Here is a 17,046-nt window from a genome sequence, read left to right as displayed (position 1 = left end):
CTCGCTGCGTTGTCGGGCTCGCCCCGATACGCCCAGTATCGGGGCGAGCCTCCGCCTTGCGATCGCACGCACCAGACGCCGCCTGGCCCGCCCTACGGGCGGACGACGCTCCTTTCGAAACACGCCCTAGGGCGGCAAGCTTTGCCCCGTCGCGCCGCCGGAACGCCCGAATGCGTCCAGTGGGCGGATGCCCCTCCGCCTTGCGATGCGCCGCATCCGACGCCGCGCGCCGATCCGTCAGGGATTGCGGGACAACCCCTGGGGTCGCTCGTTCGGATCACGCTGGGCTCGCGGGGTTCGGCACGCACCTATGCGGCGCTGCCGTCGGTCTTCCCCAAACTCTCGGCTTCGCTCGAGCACGGGGAGACCCATTCGCCCCGCATGGGAGTGTGGCAGGGCCTGCACTCGTCGTTTTGTTCGCAATAAGCCCTCGCAGACCGGACGGGATCGGCTGTGGCGCCTGTCCGGCATTGCGCGTGGACGGTCCGGGGTGTGCGCGGAGATCATCATGCCCGTGACCCGGGCGCCATCCGTGTGACGTACGTCGTGACCACCGCCTCTGGGCGGAACCCCTTCACAGACGTAAAATGAGTCCCTATACAAGGCTCCACATAGGTAGCCGTTACTCGGCGGTTTCGATTCCTTTTCCGCCGGGCATGAGCCGTAGACACCGCAGGCAACGACGCCTGCTCTCTGCGGTCTCCCCGGGCGCCGATCCTCCGACTGCGACCCCAAGCCCCGCCGCTCCGCGAGCGGTGTCCGCATGTTGGAACGGACTTTCCGCTTCTTGAGAAGCGCCCCACTATGTAACCTGCATGAAATTTCGCAGAGGGCCAACGTCGTCCCTCGGCACTGCATATGCCACGACGACGACGGGAGAGCCGATGCGTTCCGACGCCTGGTCGCCCATGGATGGTCGCCCCGCCCAGCAGGGGATGTACGACCCCCGTAACGAGCACGACGCCTGTGGCGTCGGGTTCGTGGCCACTCTGACCGGTGTGGCCAGCCATGAGCTGGTCGAGCAGGCGCTTACCGTACTGCGCAACCTCGAACACCGCGGCGCCACCGGATCCGAGCCCGACTCGGGTGACGGCGCCGGGATCCTGCTCCAGGTGCCCGACACCTTCCTCCGCGCAGAGGTCCCCTTCGACCTCCCGGAGGCCGGTGCCTACGCCGTCGGTATCGCCTTCCTGCCCGCGGACGACTCCACCGAGGCCGTCCAGAAGCTTGAGAAGATCGCCGCCGAGGAGGGCCTCAAGGTCCTCGGCTGGCGCGAGGTCCCGGTCACCCCCGATTTCCTCGGCAACGGCGCCCGCGCCACCATGCCCGAATTCCGGCAGCTCTTCGTTGCCGACGGTACGAGCGCCGGCATCGCGCTCGACCGCAAGGCCTTTGTGCTGCGCAAGCGCGCCGAGCGTGAGGCCGGGGTGTACTTCCCCTCGCTCTCCGCCCGCACGATCGTCTACAAGGGCATGCTCACCACCGGGCAGCTGGAGCCGTTCTTCCCGGACCTCTCCGACCGCCGCTTCGCCACCACGGTTGCGCTGGTCCACTCGCGTTTCTCCACGAACACCTTCCCGAGCTGGCCGCTCGCCCACCCGTACCGCTTCGTCGCGCACAACGGCGAGATCAACACGGTCAAGGGCAACCGCAACTGGATGAAGGCCCGAGAGTCCCAGCTGGCGTCGAGTGCGTTCGGCTCCGCCGGCCATGGGCACAGCGGCAGCGAGCAGCTCGACCGGATCTTCCCCGTCTGCACCCCGGACGCCTCCGACTCCGCCTCCTTCGACGAGGTCCTGGAACTGCTCCACCTCGGCGGCCGCTCGCTGCCGCACTCGGTGCTGATGATGGTCCCCGAGGCGTGGGAGAACCACGACTCCATGGACCCGGCCCGCCGCGCCTTCTACCAGTACCACTCCACGATGATGGAGCCCTGGGACGGCCCGGCCTGCGTCACCTTCACCGACGGCACCCAGGTCGGCGCGGTCCTCGACCGCAACGGTCTGCGCCCGGGCCGGTACTGGGTCACCGACGACGGCCTCGTCGTCCTCTCCTCCGAGGTCGGGGTCCTGGACATCGACCCGGCGAAGGTGGTCCGCAAGGGCCGCCTGCAGCCCGGCAAGATGTTCCTCGTCGACACCGCCGAGGGCCGCATCATCGAGGACGACGAGATCAAGGCGGGCCTCGCCGCCGAGCAGCCGTACCAGGAGTGGCTGGAGACCGGCGAGATCGAGCTCGAGGATCTCCCCGAGCGCGAGCACATCGTGCACACGCACGCCTCCGTCACTCGCCGCCAGCAGACCTTCGGCTACACCGAGGAAGAGCTCCGCGTCATCCTCGCACCGATGGCCCGCACCGCCGGCGAGCCGCTCGGCTCCATGGGCACGGACTCGCCGATCGCCGCCCTGTCCGAGCGCCCCCGGCTGCTCTTCGACTACTTCACCCAGCTGTTCGCGCAGGTCACCAACCCGCCGCTGGACGCCATCCGCGAGGAGCTCGTCACCTCGTTGCGCTCCACGCTCGGCCCGCAGGGCAACCTGCTGGAGCCGACGGCCGCGTCGTGCCGCAGCGTCACGCTGCCGTTCCCGGTGATCGACAACGACGAGCTGGCCAAGCTGATACACATCAATGCCGACGGCGACATGCCGGGCATGAAGGCCGCCACGCTCTCCGGTCTCTACCGGGTCAGCGGCAGCGGTGAGGCCCTCGCCGCGCGGATCGAGCAGATCTGTACCGAGGTCGACGCCGCCATGGACAACGGCGCCCGCCTCATCGTCCTGTCCGACCGGCACTCCGACGCCGAGCACGCGCCGATCCCGTCGCTGCTGCTCACCTCGGCCGTCCACCACCACCTCATCCGTACCAAGCAGCGCACCCAGGTGGGTCTGCTGGTCGAGGCCGGGGACGTCCGTGAGGTCCACCACGTCGCGCTGCTGATCGGTTACGGCGCCGCCGCGGTCAACCCGTACCTGGCGATGGAATCCGTTGAGGACCTGGTCCGGGCCGGCACGTTCATCGAGGGCATCGAGCCCGGGAAGGCCATCCGGAACCTGATCTACGCGCTCGGCAAGGGCGTCCTGAAGGTCATGTCCAAGATGGGCATCTCCACCGTCGCCTCCTACCGCGGCGCCCAGGTCTTCGAGGCCGTCGGCCTGGACGAGGCCTTCGTCGCGAAGTACTTCAACGGCACCGCCACCAAGATCGGCGGCGCCGGACTCGAGGTCGTCGCCGAGGAGGTCGCCGCCCGGCACGCCAAGGCGTACCCCGTCTCCGGCATCTCCGCCTCGCACCGCGCGCTGGAGATCGGCGGCGAGTACCAGTGGCGCCGCGAGGGCGAGCCGCACCTCTTCGACCCGGAGACGGTCTTCCGCCTCCAACACGCCACGCGCACCAAGCGGTACGACATCTTCAAGAAGTACACGGACCGGGTGAACGAGCAGTCCGAGCGCCTCATGACGCTCCGCGGCCTGTTCGCCCTCAAGACCCATGAGAACGGTAAGTCGGACCGGAAGGCGATCTCCATCGACGAGGTCGAGTCCGTCTCCGACATCGTCAAGCGGTTCTCGACGGGCGCCATGTCGTACGGCTCGATCTCCCGCGAGGCGCACGAGACCCTCGCCATCGCCATGAACCAGCTGGGCGGCAAATCCAACACCGGTGAGGGCGGCGAGGACGCCGACCGGCTGTACGATCCGGCGCGCCGCTCGTCCATCAAGCAGGTCGCCTCCGGCCGCTTCGGTGTGACCAGCGAGTACCTGGTCAACGCGGACGACATCCAGATCAAGATGGCGCAGGGTGCCAAGCCCGGCGAGGGCGGCCAGCTGCCCGGCCACAAGGTCTACCCGTGGGTCGCCAAGACCCGGCACTCCACCCCGGGGGTCGGTCTGATCTCCCCGCCGCCGCACCACGACATCTACTCCATCGAGGACCTGGCTCAGCTGATCCACGACCTCAAGAACGCCAACCCGGCGGCCCGTATTCACGTGAAGCTGGTCTCCGAGGTCGGTGTCGGCACGGTCGCCGCGGGTGTCTCCAAGGCGCACGCGGACGTCGTCCTGATCTCCGGCCACGACGGCGGAACGGGCGCCTCCCCGCTCACCTCGCTGAAGCACGCGGGCGGCCCCTGGGAGCTCGGCCTCGCCGAGACGCAGCAGACCCTGCTGCTCAACGGCCTGCGCGACCGCATCGTCGTGCAGACCGACGGCCAGCTGAAGACCGGCCGCGACGTCATCATCGCCGCGCTGCTGGGCGCCGAGGAGTTCGGTTTCGCGACCGCGCCGCTCGTCGTCTCCGGCTGCGTCATGATGCGTGTCTGCCACCTGGACACCTGCCCGGTCGGCATCGCCACCCAGAACCCGGTCCTGCGCGACCGGTTCTCCGGCAAGGCCGAATACGTCGTCAACTTCTTCGAGTTCATCGCCCAGGAAGTCCGCGAGCTCCTCGCCGAGCTCGGCTTCCGTACGATCGAAGAGGCCGTCGGCCACGCCGAGCTGCTGGACACCGATCGTGCGATCACGCACTGGAAGGCGCAGGGCCTCGACCTGGAGCCCCTGTTCTACGTCCCGGAGTTGCCCGAGGGTGCGGTCCGCCACCAGCTGATCGAGCAGGACCACGGTCTCGACAAGGCCCTCGACAACGAGCTGATCAAGCTCGCCGCCGACGCCCTGAACGCGGACAGTGCCGAGTCCGCCCAGCCGGTCCGGGCCCAGATCGCGATCCGGAACATCAACCGGACCGTCGGTACGATGCTCGGCCACGAGGTGACGAAGAAGTTCGGCGGCGCGGGCCTGCCGCAGGACACCATCGACATCACCTTCACCGGCTCCGCCGGCCAGTCGTTCGGCGCGTTCGTGCCGAGCGGTGTGACGCTGCGACTGGAGGGCGACGCCAACGACTACGTGGGCAAGGGCCTCTCCGGCGGCCGCGTCATCGTCCGCCCGGACCGCGGCGCCGAGCACCTCGCCGAGTACTCCACCATCGCGGGCAACACCATCGCCTACGGCGCGACCGGCGGCGAGCTGTTCCTGCGCGGCCGCACCGGTGAGCGGTTCTGCGTCCGCAACTCCGGCGCGACGGTCGTCTCCGAAGGCGTGGGCGACCACGGCTGCGAGTACATGACCGGCGGTCACGCCGTCGTCCTCGGCGAGACCGGACGCAACTTCGCCGCCGGTATGTCGGGTGGTGTCGCGTACGTCATCGACCTGGACCGCGACAACGTCAACGTCGGCAACCTCGGCGCGATCGAGGCGCTCTCCGACAGCGACCAGCAGTGGCTGCACGACGTCGTGCGCCGCCACCAGCAGGAGACCGGGTCCACGGTCGCCGAGAAGCTGCTTGCCGAGTGGGACACCGAGGTGACCCGCTTCAGCAAGATCATCCCGTCCACCTACAAGGCAGTGCTCGCCGCCAAGGAAGCCGCTGAGCTCGCCGGTCTCTCCGAGCAGGAGACCACCGAGAAGATGATGGAGGCGGCGACCCATGGCTGACCCCAAGGGCTTCCTGACCACCGGGCGCGAGGTCGCCAGGACCCGCCCCGCGGGCGAGCGCGTCAAGGACTGGAACGAGGTCTACGTTCGGGGCTCGCTGCTCCCGATCATCAGCAAGCAGGCCGGCCGCTGCATGGACTGCGGCATCCCGTTCTGCCACAACGGCTGCCCGCTGGGGAACCTCATCCCCGAGTGGAACGACTACGCCTACCGCGAGGACTGGTCGGCCGCATCCGAGCGCCTGCACGCCACGAACAACTTCCCGGAGTTCACCGGGCGGCTGTGCCCGGCTCCCTGCGAGTCGGCGTGTGTGCTCGGCATCAACCAGCCGGCCGTCACCATCAAGAACGTCGAAGTCTCGATCATCGACAAGGCGTGGGGCAGCGGCGACGTCACCCCGCAGCCGCCCGAGCGCCTCTCCGGCAAGACGGTCGCGGTGATCGGCTCGGGTCCGGCGGGTCTCGCCGCCGCCCAGCAGCTGACCCGGGCCGGCCACACGGTCGCCGTCTACGAGCGCGCGGACCGCATCGGAGGCCTTCTCCGGTACGGCATCCCCGAGTTCAAGATGGAGAAGTCGCACATCAACCGCCGCATCGAGCAGATGCGCGCGGAAGGCACCAAGTTCCGTACGGAGGTGGAGATCGGCAAGGACATCGACGCAGCAAAGCTCCGCCGCCGCCACGACGCGGTCGTCATCGCCGCCGGTGCCACCGTCTCCCGCGACCTGCCCGTCCCGGGCCGTGAGCTGAACGGCGTGCACTTCGCGATGGAGTACCTGCCGCTCGCCAACAAGGTGCAGGAGGGTGACCTGACGGTCTCCCCGATCAGCGCCGAGGGCAAGCACGTCGTCGTCATCGGCGGCGGCGACACCGGCGCCGACTGCGTCGGCACCGCTCACCGGCAGGGCGCGGCCTCCGTCACCCAGCTGGAGATCATGCCGAAGCCGGGCGAGGAGCGGAACACCAACCAGCCCTGGCCGACCTTCCCGATGCTGTACAAGGTCACCTCGGCGCACGAGGAGGGCGGCGAGCGGGTCTACTCCGTCTCCACCACCCACTTCGAGGGCGACGAGGACGGCAACGTCCAGGCACTGCACCTCGTCGAGGTGGAGTTCAAGGACGGTAAGCTGGAGCAGAAGCCCGGTACCGAGCGGCGGATCCCCGCGCAACTGGTCACCCTGGCCATGGGCTTCACCGGCACCGACCAGGCCAACGGTCTGGTCCAGCAGTTCGGCCTGGAGCTCGACGGACGCGGCAACATCGCGCGCGACGGCGACTACGCCACCAATGTCGACGGTGTGTTCGTCGCCGGTGACGCGGGCCGCGGCCAGTCCCTCATCGTGTGGGCCATCGCCGAGGGCCGCTCCGCGGCGCGTGGCGTGGACCACTTCCTGACCGGGGCCAGCGCACTGCCGGCCCCGATCCGCCCGACAGACCGTTCCCTGATGGTCTGAGCACCACCAGCAGTACGCATCACCACAACAGACGTCCCGTACAACGGCGTACGGAACTGAACGCGGCGCCTGCCCGTCCCCGACCGGACGATTCGGCAGGCGCCGTGGCGCGTCCGGGGCCGGGGCGCCGGCCAGGACCGGACAGGCGGAACGCTCACGCCACGGCGCCGCCGGTCAACTGCGAGGTCTTCAGAACGACCAGGGCGACCAGTACCACGAAGACCACCCCGCACGCGGCGATCTGCACGGCGGTACGGCGCTTCGCCGGGGCGTACGCGAGCGCGGCCATGACGATGCCGCCCGTCAGCAGCCCGCCCAGGTGCCCCTGCCACGAGGTGAACCACGCGGATATCAGCATCCAGATCAGGAACTGGGCCATGAACCGGTTGACCCCCTGCATGTCCCGGCCGAGGCGTCGGTTGATGACGTAGAACGCCGCCGCCAGACCGAAGACCGCCCCCGAGGCGCCCACCGTCAGGGCGTCCGGTGCGATCAGATACACCAGCACCGAGCCGCCCAGCGCCGACAGCAGATACAGCGCGAGATACCGGCCCCGGCCGAGCTGCTCCTCGACGACCCGGCCCAGATTCCACAGCCCGTACATGTTGAAGAGGATGTGCAGCACCCCGAACGGCAAGGCACCGAAGGACGACTCGCCCGGCGGAAGGTGAAGGAACGCCCCGGTCAGCAGCCGGTACCACTCGCCGTCCACCACCCCGACCGCGTGGAACCCGTGGAAGTCCCCGCTCTCGTACATGTACTGGCCGCCGTGGGGTCCGACCAGACCCGCGCCGAGCATCCCGAACCGGTCGACGATCCCGGGGCGCACCAACTCGCCCAGATACGCCACTATGTTCAGGCCCATCAATACGTACGTCACCACCGGAACCGCAGTCCTCGGCACCGCACCGCCGAAGACCGTGCGCGCCTGCCGGATCGACCGCTGCCCCTCCTTCACGCACTCCACGCAGTGGTGGCCGACCGCGGCCTCACGCATGCAGTCCGGGCAGATGTAGCGGTCGCAGCGAGTGCAGCGCACAAACGTCTCGTACGACGGATGGCGGTAGCAGGTGGTGACAGCGGCCTCCATGGCCGGCTCCTTCACGAGGGGGTGGTGGCGGGCGGCCGGTGGGGGTCGGCGGCGATCAACATAGCGAACGAGGGCCGTGCGGACGCGGCCGGGTGCGGGCACGGACCTGGGCGGGAACGGCCGGGTTCGTCCACAACGCCGCAGCCGGTCCGCCACGGTGACGTAACCTCGTAACTCCCTTTTCAGGAACGGAGCCCCGTATGGCCGGCATCAGTCTCCGCAAGGTCGAGGAGACCGCGCCCGCGCTCGTCAGCCATTACAGGAGCGCCGGGGTCTCCCTGCGGAAGCACCGGCTCAGTGGGGAGCGTGCGGCTGTTTATCTCGTGCTCGACTACTCCGGCTCCATGACGGAGTACTACAAGGACGGCAGCGTCCAAGCCCTCGCCGACCGGGTGCTGGGCCTGTCGGCGCACCTCGACGACGACGGTCGCGTCCCCGTCGTCTTCTTCTCCACGGACATCGACGCCGTCACCGACATAGCCCTCGACAACCATGTCGGGCGCGTCGACCGGATCGTCGCCGGTCTCGGACACATGGGGAAGACCAGCTACCACCTGGCCATGGATGCGGTCATCGACCACTACCTCGACAGCGGTTCGACCGCGCCCGCGCTCGTCGTCTTCCAGACCGACGGCGGCCCGATCAACAAGCTCGCGGCGGAGCGCTATCTCTGCAAGGCGGCGAAGCTGCCGCTGTTCTGGCAGTTCATCGGCTTCGGCAACAAGCGAAGCTCGCAGTTCAACTTCCTGCACAAGCTCGACGAACTGGCCGTGCCCGCACAGCGCCCCGTCGACAACGCCGGCTTCTTCCACGCCGGACTCGATCCGCGGAAGGTTCCGGACTCCGAGCTGTACGACCGGCTCGTCGCCGAATTCCCCAGCTGGCTGACCGCGGCCCGGGCGCAGGGGATCGTCAAGTGATGCCACGGGTGCTGAGGGCGGCCGACCGCACGGCCGTGCCCTGGAAGAACGGCGGGGGAGTCACCCGGGAGATCGCCGCTTCCCCCGAGGGCGCACCGCTGGACGACTTCGACTGGCGGGTCAGCCTCGCCGATGTGACCGCGGACGGGCCGTTCTCCTCGTTTCCCGGGGTCGACCGCACGCTGACCGTGGTCGAGGGCGCCGGGATGGACCTCATGGTGGGCGGCGAGCACCACATCGTCGACGAGCAGTACTGGCCGCACGACTTCCCCGGGGACCTGGAGACGGACGGCCGGCTCCTCGGCGGCCCCGTCGTGAATCTCAACGTGATGTACCGCAGGGACCGTACGGCGGCGGAGGTCGCGGTGGTACGCGGCACCCTGCGACTGCAGGCGCCGGAGGGCGGCACGGTCCTGGCCGTCGCACTGGAGGACGGCGCGGAGGTCGAAGGCCAGGACATCGAACTGGACCGCTACGACGCGGTGCTGATCAAGGGCGGCACGGCACCCGTAGTCCTCCGCACCCAGGGCTACGCGCTGCTGGTCACCCTGTCACCGGCCGGCCGGGGCTGCTACCCGGCGCCGGGAATCCGGTAGTTGTGGGCCTCCGCGGTCTGCGGCGGTCCGGACGTCATGGGCAGTCCCAGCCTCCCGGCGACCGGCAGCATCGCCCTGCCGGTGCTTGAGGACAAAGCGACCACCGGACGCCCCCGGTACTTCAGCCGCCCGCCACCACTCGCTCCCGGCACGCCCCCGGCGCTCCCCAGGCGTCCCGCAACGGCCTCGCCTTCCGCAGCCACAGCGACAGGTCCAGTTCCTCCGTGTACCCCACCGCCCCATGCAACTGCAGCGCCGCCCGCGCCGCCGCATGGGCCGCCTCGCCCGCCGTGACCTTCGCCGCCGCCACATCCGCCCCGGCGCGCGGCGCCTCCTCGGCGAGCGCCAGTGCCGCCCCGTACAGCAGCGGGCGGGCGAACTCCAGGCCGGTCAACGTGTCCGCCAGCCGGTGCTTGACCGCCTGGAACGATCCGATCGCCACCCCGAACTGTGTGCGCTGCTTCACGTACTCGACCGTCGCCCGCAGCAGCGCCTCACCCGTGCCCAGCGCCTGCGCCGCTGTCGCGAACGCCGCCCAGTCCGCCGCCGCGGCGGCAGCCTCCACCACCCGCGGCCCCGAGGCGAGCAGCTGCCCGCCCGGTTCGGCACGGAACAGCCGCCGCGCCGGGTCGGACGACACGTGCAGCGGGCCGTGCCCGGCGGCCAGTCGCAGCTCGTCCCCCGACACCGCGAACACCGCGTCCACCGCATCCGCGTCCAGCGCGAACACCCCGTCGCCCAGACACAGTGTCACCGGCGCCGCCCCGGACGCCAGCCGGGGCAGCCACTCCCTCGCCGCCGGACCCCCCACCCGGCTCAGCAGCACTCCCGCCGCCACCGTCTCCACCACCGGCCCCGGCACCACATGCCGCCCCAACTCCGCGAAGGCCACCGCGAGTTCCACCGGCAGAGGGCCGACCCCCTCGTACGTCTCAGGTACCGCCAGCGCGAACACCCCCGCACCCGCGAGCCGCGCCCACAGTGCCCGCCCCGGCCCGTGGTCCCCGGCCCCCCACGCCCGTACCAACTCGGGCGTGTCGGCTGCCGTCAGCATCGCGTCCAGCGAGCGGGCGAACTCCCGCTGCTCGTCGTCGAGGAGGAATCTCATCAGCGCCGTCCCTTCGGCAGGCCGAGCAGCCGCTCGGCGATGATGTCCCGCTGGATCTCGTTCGTACCGGCGTAGATGGGACCCGCCAGGGAGAAGACGTACCCCTGCGTCCACTCCCCGTCGGCGAGTTCGCCGTCCGCGCCCAGCAGGTCGAGCGCCGTCTCGTGCAGCGCGATGTCGTACTCCGACCAGAACACCTTGTTCAGACTCGACTCGGCGCCGATGTCCGCACCCGCCGCGAATCGCGACGCGTTGGCGTAGGTGAACAGCTGGTACGCGCGCGCCCCGATCACCGCATCCGCGACCCGGTCCCGCACCGCCGTGTCCGACGGGTCCCCGTGCCTGCGCCACAGCTCCGCCAGCCGGTCCGCCGCGGCGAGGAAGCGACCGGGGGAGCGCAGCGTCAGCCCGCGCTCGTTGCCCGTGGCCGACATGGCGATGCGCCAGCCCTGCCCCGGCTCCCCGATGACGTCCTCGTCCGGTACGAACACCTCGTCCAGGAAGAGTTCGGCGAAGGCCGGCTTGCCGTCGAGCCGTCCGATCGGCCGGACCGAGACGCCCGGCGCCGACAGGTCGAACATCAAGTAGGTCAGCCCGTGGTGCGGCTTCGCCGCCTCCGGATCCGTGCGGAAGATCCCGAACGCCCGGTCCGCGAACGCCGCCCGCGACGACCAGGTCTTCTGCCCCGACAGCAGCCAGCCGCCGTCCGTCCGCACCGCGCGCGAGCGCAGGGACGCCAGGTCCGAACCCGACTCCGGTTCGGACCAGGCCTGCGCCCAGATCACCTCGCCGCTCGCCATCGACGGCAGGATCCTGGCCCGCTGCGCGTCCGTGGCGTGGTCGAAGAGCGTCGGGGCAAGGAGGCTGATGCCGTTCTGCGATACCCGGCCGGGGCCGCCCGCCGCGTAGTACTCCTCCTCGAAGATCAGCCAGGTGACGATGTCGACGCCCCGGCCGCCGTACTCGGACGGCCAGGAGACGACCGACCAGCGGTCCGCATGCAGCCGCGCCTCCCACTCCCGGTGCGCGGCGAAGCCCTCCGCGGTCTCCAGGGACGGCAGGGGCTCGGCGGGCACATGCGCACGGAGCCACTGCCGGGCCTCGGCCCGGAACGCTTCCTGAGCCGCGGTGAAGACCAGGTCCATCAGACGCCCGCCTTCCTCGGCGCCGCGTTCGGGGGGTTGCGGTGACGGGGGCGGTTCGGCGTGACGTACGCGTCCGGGCCCCGGTGCTCGTACAGTTCGGGGCCTGCTCCGCCGGGACCGGCCCCGTCGGCTGCGGCGGTCGGGTGATGGACAGGGGGCATCGGCTCATCCTTCCCTAACAAGTGTTTGGTAGGTTAACGTACGGGCCCGAGGGCCGTCGAGGAACCGGGGACCGAGGAGGCGCGGGCGTGAGCGCACCGCAGTACATACCGGGACACGGGCTGCTGACCGGCCGCACCGCGGTCATCACCGCGGCCGCCGGCGCAGGCATCGGCGGCGCCACCGCACGTAAATTCCTGGAGGAAGGCGCCCGCGTCACCCTCGGCGACGCCCATGCCCGCCGCCTGGGGGAGACCGAACAGACGCTCGCCGACGCGTTCGGCGCCGAACGCGTCACCTCACTACCCTGTGACGTCACCGACGAGACCCAGGTCCAGGCCCTCTTCGCGCACGCCGAACAGGCCCACGGCGGTCTCGACATCGTCGTCAACAATGCCGGGCTCGGCGGTACCGCCGAGCTCACCGAGATGACCGACGCACAGTGGTCCACGGTCCTCGACGTCACCCTGAACGGCACCTTCCGCTGCACCCGCGCCGCCCTGCGCTCCCTCAGGGCCGCGGGCCGCGGCGGCGTCGTCGTCAACAACGCCTCCGTCGTCGGCTGGCGCGCCCAGGGCGGCCAGGCCCACTACGCCGCGGCGAAGGCGGGCGTCATGGCGCTCACCCGGTGCGCCGCCGTGGAGGCCGCCGCGTACGGCGTACGGGTCAACGCCGTCGCCCCCAGCCTCGCCATGCACCCGCACCTGGTGAAGGTCACCTCCGCCGAACTCCTCGACGAACTGACCCGCAAGGAGGCGTTCGGCCGGTACGCCGAACCCTGGGAGGTCGCCAATGTCATCGTCTTCCTGGCCAGCGGCTACTCCTCGTACATGACGGGCGAGGTCGTCCCGGTCAGCAGCCAACATGCCTGACCGGGCCCCCGCCGACGCGTCCGCGAGGGGCATCGCACGGGCGGAGAATGGGCGGGTGCCTACCAAGAAGAAGCCCCAGGTGACCCCCTCGCCCGAGCGGCGCCGCGAACTCCTCGACACCGCCGCCGAGGTCTTTGCCGCGCAGGGATACAACGCCACCACCGTCCGCAAGATCGCGGACGAGGCCGGGATGCTCGCGGGCAGCCTCTACTACCACTTCGATTCCAAGGAATCGATGGTCGACGAGATCCTCTCCACCTTCCTCACCGAACTCTGGAAGGGCTACGACGCGGTGCTCGCCGCCGGACTCGGCCCCCGCGAGACCATCGAGGCGCTCGTCACCGAGTCCTTCCGGGAGATCGACCGGCACCGCGCCGCCGTCGCCATCTACCAGAAGGAGTCCAGACACCTCGCCACCCAGCCGCGCTTCGCCTATCTCGTCGACTCCCAGCAGAAGTTCGAGAAGGCCTGGCTCGGCACACTGGAACGCGGCGTCGCCGCCGAGGTCTTCCGCGCCGACCTCGACATCCGGCTCACCTACCGGTTCGTCCGCGACACCGTCTGGGTAGCGGCGTCCTGGTACCGGCCGGGCGGACAGCACAGCCCCGAGGAAATCGCCCGCCAGTACCTCTCGATGGTGCTGGACGGCATCGCTCTGCGTACGTAACCCACACCCACGGACCTCTCAAGGAGCGGCAGTCATGGCCGAGGCCTATATCGTCGAAGCGGTACGCACCCCGGTCGGTCGGCGCGGGGGAGGCCTCGGGGCCGTCCACCCCGCTGACCTCGGCGCCCATGTGCTGAGGGCCCTCGTCGAGCGCACCGGCATCGACCCGGCGGCCGTCGAGGACGTCGTCTTCGGCTGCCTCGACACCGTCGGACCGCAGGCCGGCGACATCGCCCGGACCTGCTGGCTGGCGGCGGGACTGCCCGAGGAGGTCCCCGGCGTCACCGTCGACCGGCAGTGCGGCTCCTCGCAGCAGGCCGTCCACTTCGCCGCCCAGGGCGTCCTCTCCGGCACCCAGGACCTGGTCGTCGCGGGCGGCACCCAGAACATGACGCAGATCCCGATCGCCTTCGCCTCCCGCCGGGCCGCCGAACCCCTCGGCCTCACCGAAGGCCCGTACGCGGGCAGCGAGGGCTGGCGCGCCCGGTACGGTGACCAGCCGGTCGACCAGTTCCACGGCGCCCAGCTGATCGCCGAGAGGTGGGGCATCAGCCGCCGGGACATGGAGGAGTTCGCGCTCCGCTCCCACCGGAGGGCGATCCGCGCCATCGACGAGGGCCGCTTCGTCCGCGAGACCGTCGCGTACGGGGGCGTCACCGTCGACGAGGGGCCGCGCCGCGACACCACCCTGGAGAAGATGGCCGCGCTGAAGCCGGTCGTGGACAGCGGCACGATCACCGCAGCCTGCTCCTCCCAGGTGTCCGACGGGGCCGCCGCGATGCTCATCGCCTCCGAACGCGCGGTCGCCGGACACGGCCTCACCCCGCGCGCCCGCATCCACCACCTCTCGGTGCGCGGCGAGGACCCGATCCGGATGCTGTCGGCGCCCATCCCGGCCACCGCGTACGCACTGAAGAAGGCCGGCATGACCATCGACGACATCGACCTGGTCGAGATCAACGAGGCGTTCGCGCCGGTCGTGCTGGCCTGGCTGAAGGAGACCGGTGCCGACCCGGACCGGGTCAACGTCAACGGCGGAGCGATCGCGCTCGGGCACCCGCTCGGCGCCACCGGCACCAGGCTGATGACGACGCTGCTGCACGAACTGGAACGCACGGGCGGCCGCTACGGCCTGCAGACCATGTGCGAGGGCGGCGGCCAGGCGAACGTGACGATCATCGAACGGCTGTGAACCGGTTGCCGTCAAGGTCTCCGCGGGAGTCCGCCGACCCGCGGCGTGGAAAGATCCACCGCTGGTCGGCAGAACGTGCTACGGTGGTCCAGTTGCAGTTTTGGTACCCATGAACTTTATGTGCGCCTGACGGGAATGCTTCCTCAGGCGCATTATTGTTTTCCGGCTTTCTCCGGATGGGGCTCAATGCGGCGACTTGGAATTCGTAAAGTGCGGATTTCCGGCACTGCACCTCTTGAGGAGAATGACATGGCTACTGGAACCGTGAAGTGGTTCAACTCGGAAAAGGGCTTCGGCTTCATCGAGCAGGACGGCGGCGGCGCCGACGTCTTCGCCCACTACTCCAACATCGCCACCTCGGGCTTCCGTGAGCTCCAGGAGGGCCAGAAGGTCTCCTTCGACGTCACGCAGGGCCAGAAGGGCCCGCAGGCGGAGAACATCGTCCCGGCCTAATTGCCGCGACGCGTACCTCGCAGCCGGGGCCCGCACCGTGAAGGTGCGGGCCCCGGCTTGTGCTGTCCCGGGGAAGGGCGCCGAGAGTCCCGCGCGTACGCACATACGACCGAAATTCTCGAACATTGACCGAGAATTCACGAGCCGGTACGCGCGCTCCGTAGAGTCCCCAGCAGTCCCCAGTAGTTCCCAGGAATCCCCAGGAGGGCAATTCCGTATGACCCGCTCCGAACGCCAGGACCGACCCGCCCGCACCACCCGCCCGTCGAGGGGGCGCGGCACGGCCCAGGCACAGGCAACCGCTAAGGGTTCCGGCAAGGGATCCGGCAAGGCGTCGCCCCGTCGCAGGGCCACGCCGCCGCAGGGTGAATTCGCCCTGCCCGAAACCATGACCCCCGCACTGCCCGCCGTCGAGGCGTTCGCCGAGCTGGACATGCCCGCCGCCCTGCTGAAAACCCTTGCCGCGCAGGGCGTCACCGATCCGTTCCCGATCCAGGGCGCCACCCTGCCGAACTCGCTCGCAGGCCGGGACATCCTCGGCCGCGGCCGCACCGGCTCCGGCAAGACCCTGGCCTTCGGCCTCGCGCTGCTCGCCCGCACCGCCGGACGCCGCTCCGAGCCGCGCGCCCCGCTGGCACTCGTCCTCGTCCCGACCCGCGAACTCGCCCAGCAGGTCACCGACGCGCTCACGCCGTACGCGACATCCGTGAACCTGCGGCTCGCCACCGTCGTCGGCGGCATGTCGATCAGCAAGCAGGCCGGCACGCTGCGCCGCGGCGCCGAGGTGCTCGTCGCCACGCCGGGCCGGCTGAAGGACCTCATCGAGCGCGGCGACGCCCGACTCGACCAGGTGTCCATCACCGTTCTCGACGAGGCCGACCAGATGGCCGACATGGGCTTCATGCCCCAGGTCGTCGGACTGCTCAAGCAGGTCGAGCCGGACGGTCAGCGGATGCTGTTCTCCGCGACCCTGGACAAGAACATCGACCGGCTGGTCAAGATGTTCCTGACCGACCCGGTCGTGCACTCGGTCGACCCCTCCGCGGGCGCCGTCACCACCATGGAGCACCACGTGCTGCATGTGGCCGACGAGACCGACAAGAAGGTGATCGCCACCAGGATCGCGGCCCGCGACGGCCGCGTGATCATGTTCGTGGACACCAAGCGTGCCGCCGACCGCTTCGCCAAGCGGCTGCTGGCCAGCGGTGTCCGGGCTGCCGCACTGCACGGCGGTCGCTCCCAGCCGCAGCGCAACCGGACGCTCGACCAGTTCAAGAACGGTCAGGTCACCGCACTCGTCGCGACGAACGTGGCCGCCCGCGGCATCCACGTCGACGACCTCGACCTGGTCGTGAACGTGGATCCGCCGACGGACCACAAGGACTACCTCCACCGCGGCGGTCGCACGGCGCGTGCCGGGGAATCGGGCAGCGTCGTCACCCTGGTGCTGCCGGAGGAGAAGCGGGAGATGACCCGGCTGATGGCCGACGCGGGCATCGCGCCGCGAACCACCCGGATCAAGTCCAGTGACGAGGAACTCAGCCGGATCACCGGGGCGCGCGAGCCGTCCGGCATCGCGGTCGTCGTCGAGGTCCCCCAGCCGACCCAGCCGAAGCCGCGCACGCGGTCGGGCGGGGCCGGTGGAACCGGAGGCGGTGCGCCGTTCCGTTCCGGCAGCCGAGGCCGGGGCCGACGCGGTGGGTCCGGCGCCGGAAGCGGAGCCGGGGCCGGGGCCGGGGCCACGCAGGGTGGCGGCGCGGCGCGGGCCGGCGGCGCGGGCCGTGGCAACGGTTCGGGCGCGGCTTCGGGGCGCGCGGGAGGCTCCGGGCGAAGCAATGGCAGCGGAGCCGCGCGGGGTCGCAGGGCGGCGTAGCCGCGTACGAGGTGCGGGGGGCGGGGGGCCGG

At 70.3% G+C, this 17,046-nt stretch carries 13 protein-coding genes; 9 read left to right on the top strand and 4 right to left on the bottom strand.

From position 1 onward, the window contains the following. Positions 1 to 884: 884 nt before the first annotated feature. Both gltB and AB0915_RS33695 read left to right on the top strand, forming a co-directional pair. Positions 885 to 5,486 carry a glutamate synthase large subunit gene (gltB, locus tag AB0915_RS33700; RefSeq protein ID WP_366694678.1) on the top strand — a complete coding sequence of 1,534 codons (4,602 nt, stop codon included), beginning with the start codon at positions 885 to 887 and terminating at the stop codon, positions 5,484 to 5,486. After that, the gene (locus tag AB0915_RS33695) at positions 5,479 to 6,939 is read left to right on the top strand and encodes a glutamate synthase subunit beta (RefSeq protein ID WP_366694677.1); all 1,461 of its coding nucleotides are present in this window, start codon (positions 5,479 to 5,481) and stop codon (positions 6,937 to 6,939) included. Before gltB ends, AB0915_RS33695 begins: the two co-directional genes overlap by 8 nt. 154 nt (positions 6,940 to 7,093) lie before the next feature. Here AB0915_RS33695 and AB0915_RS33690 read toward each other — a convergent pair whose 3' ends face one another. Next, positions 7,094 to 8,029, bottom strand: coding sequence for a rhomboid family intramembrane serine protease (locus tag AB0915_RS33690; RefSeq protein WP_366694676.1), 936 nt, complete (start codon positions 8,027 to 8,029; stop codon positions 7,094 to 7,096). A gap of 200 nt (positions 8,030 to 8,229) precedes the next feature. Between AB0915_RS33690 and AB0915_RS33685 the strand changes: the two genes are divergently transcribed. Continuing rightward, positions 8,230 to 8,949 (top strand): VWA domain-containing protein, encoded by a 720-nt coding sequence (locus AB0915_RS33685; RefSeq protein ID WP_366694675.1) that lies wholly within the window; start codon positions 8,230 to 8,232, stop codon positions 8,947 to 8,949. Next, positions 8,946 to 9,545, top strand: coding sequence for a HutD family protein (locus AB0915_RS33680; RefSeq protein ID WP_366694674.1), 600 nt, complete (start codon positions 8,946 to 8,948; stop codon positions 9,543 to 9,545). Before AB0915_RS33685 ends, AB0915_RS33680 begins: the two co-directional genes overlap by 4 nt. Before the next feature lie 121 nt (positions 9,546 to 9,666). Here AB0915_RS33680 and AB0915_RS33675 read toward each other — a convergent pair whose 3' ends face one another. From AB0915_RS33675 to AB0915_RS33665, 3 genes are read right to left on the bottom strand one after another with little or no spacing between them, the layout of a single operon-like run. Continuing rightward, the gene (locus AB0915_RS33675; RefSeq protein ID WP_366694673.1) at positions 9,667 to 10,653 is read right to left on the bottom strand and encodes an acyl-CoA dehydrogenase family protein; all 987 of its coding nucleotides are present in this window, start codon (positions 10,651 to 10,653) and stop codon (positions 9,667 to 9,669) included. Then, a complete protein-coding gene (locus AB0915_RS33670) occupies positions 10,653 to 11,798 on the bottom strand; it encodes an acyl-CoA dehydrogenase family protein (protein ID WP_366694672.1) in 1,146 nt (381 codons plus the stop codon). Before AB0915_RS33670 ends, AB0915_RS33675 begins: the two co-directional genes overlap by 1 nt. Next, on the bottom strand, positions 11,798 to 11,959 hold the full coding sequence (locus AB0915_RS33665) for a hypothetical protein (protein ID WP_366694671.1): 162 nt from the start codon (positions 11,957 to 11,959) through the stop codon (positions 11,798 to 11,800). The genes AB0915_RS33670 and AB0915_RS33665 overlap by 1 nt, the downstream gene beginning before the upstream one ends. A gap of 87 nt (positions 11,960 to 12,046) precedes the next feature. Between AB0915_RS33665 and AB0915_RS33660 the strand changes: the two genes are divergently transcribed. The 5 genes from AB0915_RS33660 (at position 12,047) to AB0915_RS33640 (ending at position 17,014) form a co-directional block, all read left to right on the top strand. Continuing rightward, complete coding sequence (locus tag AB0915_RS33660) at positions 12,047 to 12,829, top strand: SDR family oxidoreductase (RefSeq protein ID WP_366694670.1); 783 nt, start codon at positions 12,047 to 12,049, stop codon at positions 12,827 to 12,829. Between the two features lie 55 nt (positions 12,830 to 12,884). Continuing rightward, complete coding sequence (locus tag AB0915_RS33655; RefSeq protein ID WP_366694669.1) at positions 12,885 to 13,496, top strand: TetR/AcrR family transcriptional regulator; 612 nt, start codon at positions 12,885 to 12,887, stop codon at positions 13,494 to 13,496. A 34-nt stretch (positions 13,497 to 13,530) separates the two neighbouring features. Then, a complete protein-coding gene (locus AB0915_RS33650) occupies positions 13,531 to 14,688 on the top strand; it encodes an acetyl-CoA C-acetyltransferase (protein WP_366694668.1) in 1,158 nt (385 codons plus the stop codon). 249 nt (positions 14,689 to 14,937) lie between these two features. Further along, entirely contained in the window at positions 14,938 to 15,141 is a 204-nt protein-coding gene (locus tag AB0915_RS33645) for a cold-shock protein (protein ID WP_003969786.1), read from the top strand. A gap of 217 nt (positions 15,142 to 15,358) precedes the next feature. Continuing rightward, entirely contained in the window at positions 15,359 to 17,014 is a 1,656-nt protein-coding gene (locus tag AB0915_RS33640) for a DEAD/DEAH box helicase (protein WP_366694667.1), read from the top strand. Positions 17,015 to 17,046 lie beyond the last annotated feature (32 nt).

Origin of the sequence: Streptomyces sp. NPDC048411, from assembly GCF_040704695.1 — a bacterium.
GTDB lineage: Bacteria > Actinomycetota > Actinomycetes > Streptomycetales > Streptomycetaceae > Streptomyces.
The sequence above is the reverse complement of the archived record's forward strand: the minus strand, read 5'-3'. Positions and strand labels throughout refer to the sequence as shown.

Coding starts and splice junctions, on each gene's coding strand:
- gltB (WP_366694678.1), top strand. CDS start 885: ATGCGTTCCGACGCCTGGTCGCCCATGGATGGTCGCCCCGCCCAGCAG.
- AB0915_RS33695 (WP_366694677.1), top strand. CDS start 5,479: ATGGCTGACCCCAAGGGCTTCCTGACCACCGGGCGCGAGGTCGCCAGG.
- AB0915_RS33690 (WP_366694676.1), bottom strand. CDS start 8,029: ATGGAGGCCGCTGTCACCACCTGCTACCGCCATCCGTCGTACGAGACG.
- AB0915_RS33685 (WP_366694675.1), top strand. CDS start 8,230: ATGGCCGGCATCAGTCTCCGCAAGGTCGAGGAGACCGCGCCCGCGCTC.
- AB0915_RS33675 (WP_366694673.1), bottom strand. CDS start 10,653: ATGAGATTCCTCCTCGACGACGAGCAGCGGGAGTTCGCCCGCTCGCTG.
- AB0915_RS33670 (WP_366694672.1), bottom strand. CDS start 11,798: ATGGACCTGGTCTTCACCGCGGCTCAGGAAGCGTTCCGGGCCGAGGCC.
- AB0915_RS33665 (WP_366694671.1), bottom strand. CDS start 11,959: ATGCCCCCTGTCCATCACCCGACCGCCGCAGCCGACGGGGCCGGTCCC.
- AB0915_RS33650 (WP_366694668.1), top strand. CDS start 13,531: ATGGCCGAGGCCTATATCGTCGAAGCGGTACGCACCCCGGTCGGTCGG.
- AB0915_RS33645 (WP_003969786.1), top strand. CDS start 14,938: ATGGCTACTGGAACCGTGAAGTGGTTCAACTCGGAAAAGGGCTTCGGC.
- AB0915_RS33640 (WP_366694667.1), top strand. CDS start 15,359: ATGACCCGCTCCGAACGCCAGGACCGACCCGCCCGCACCACCCGCCCG.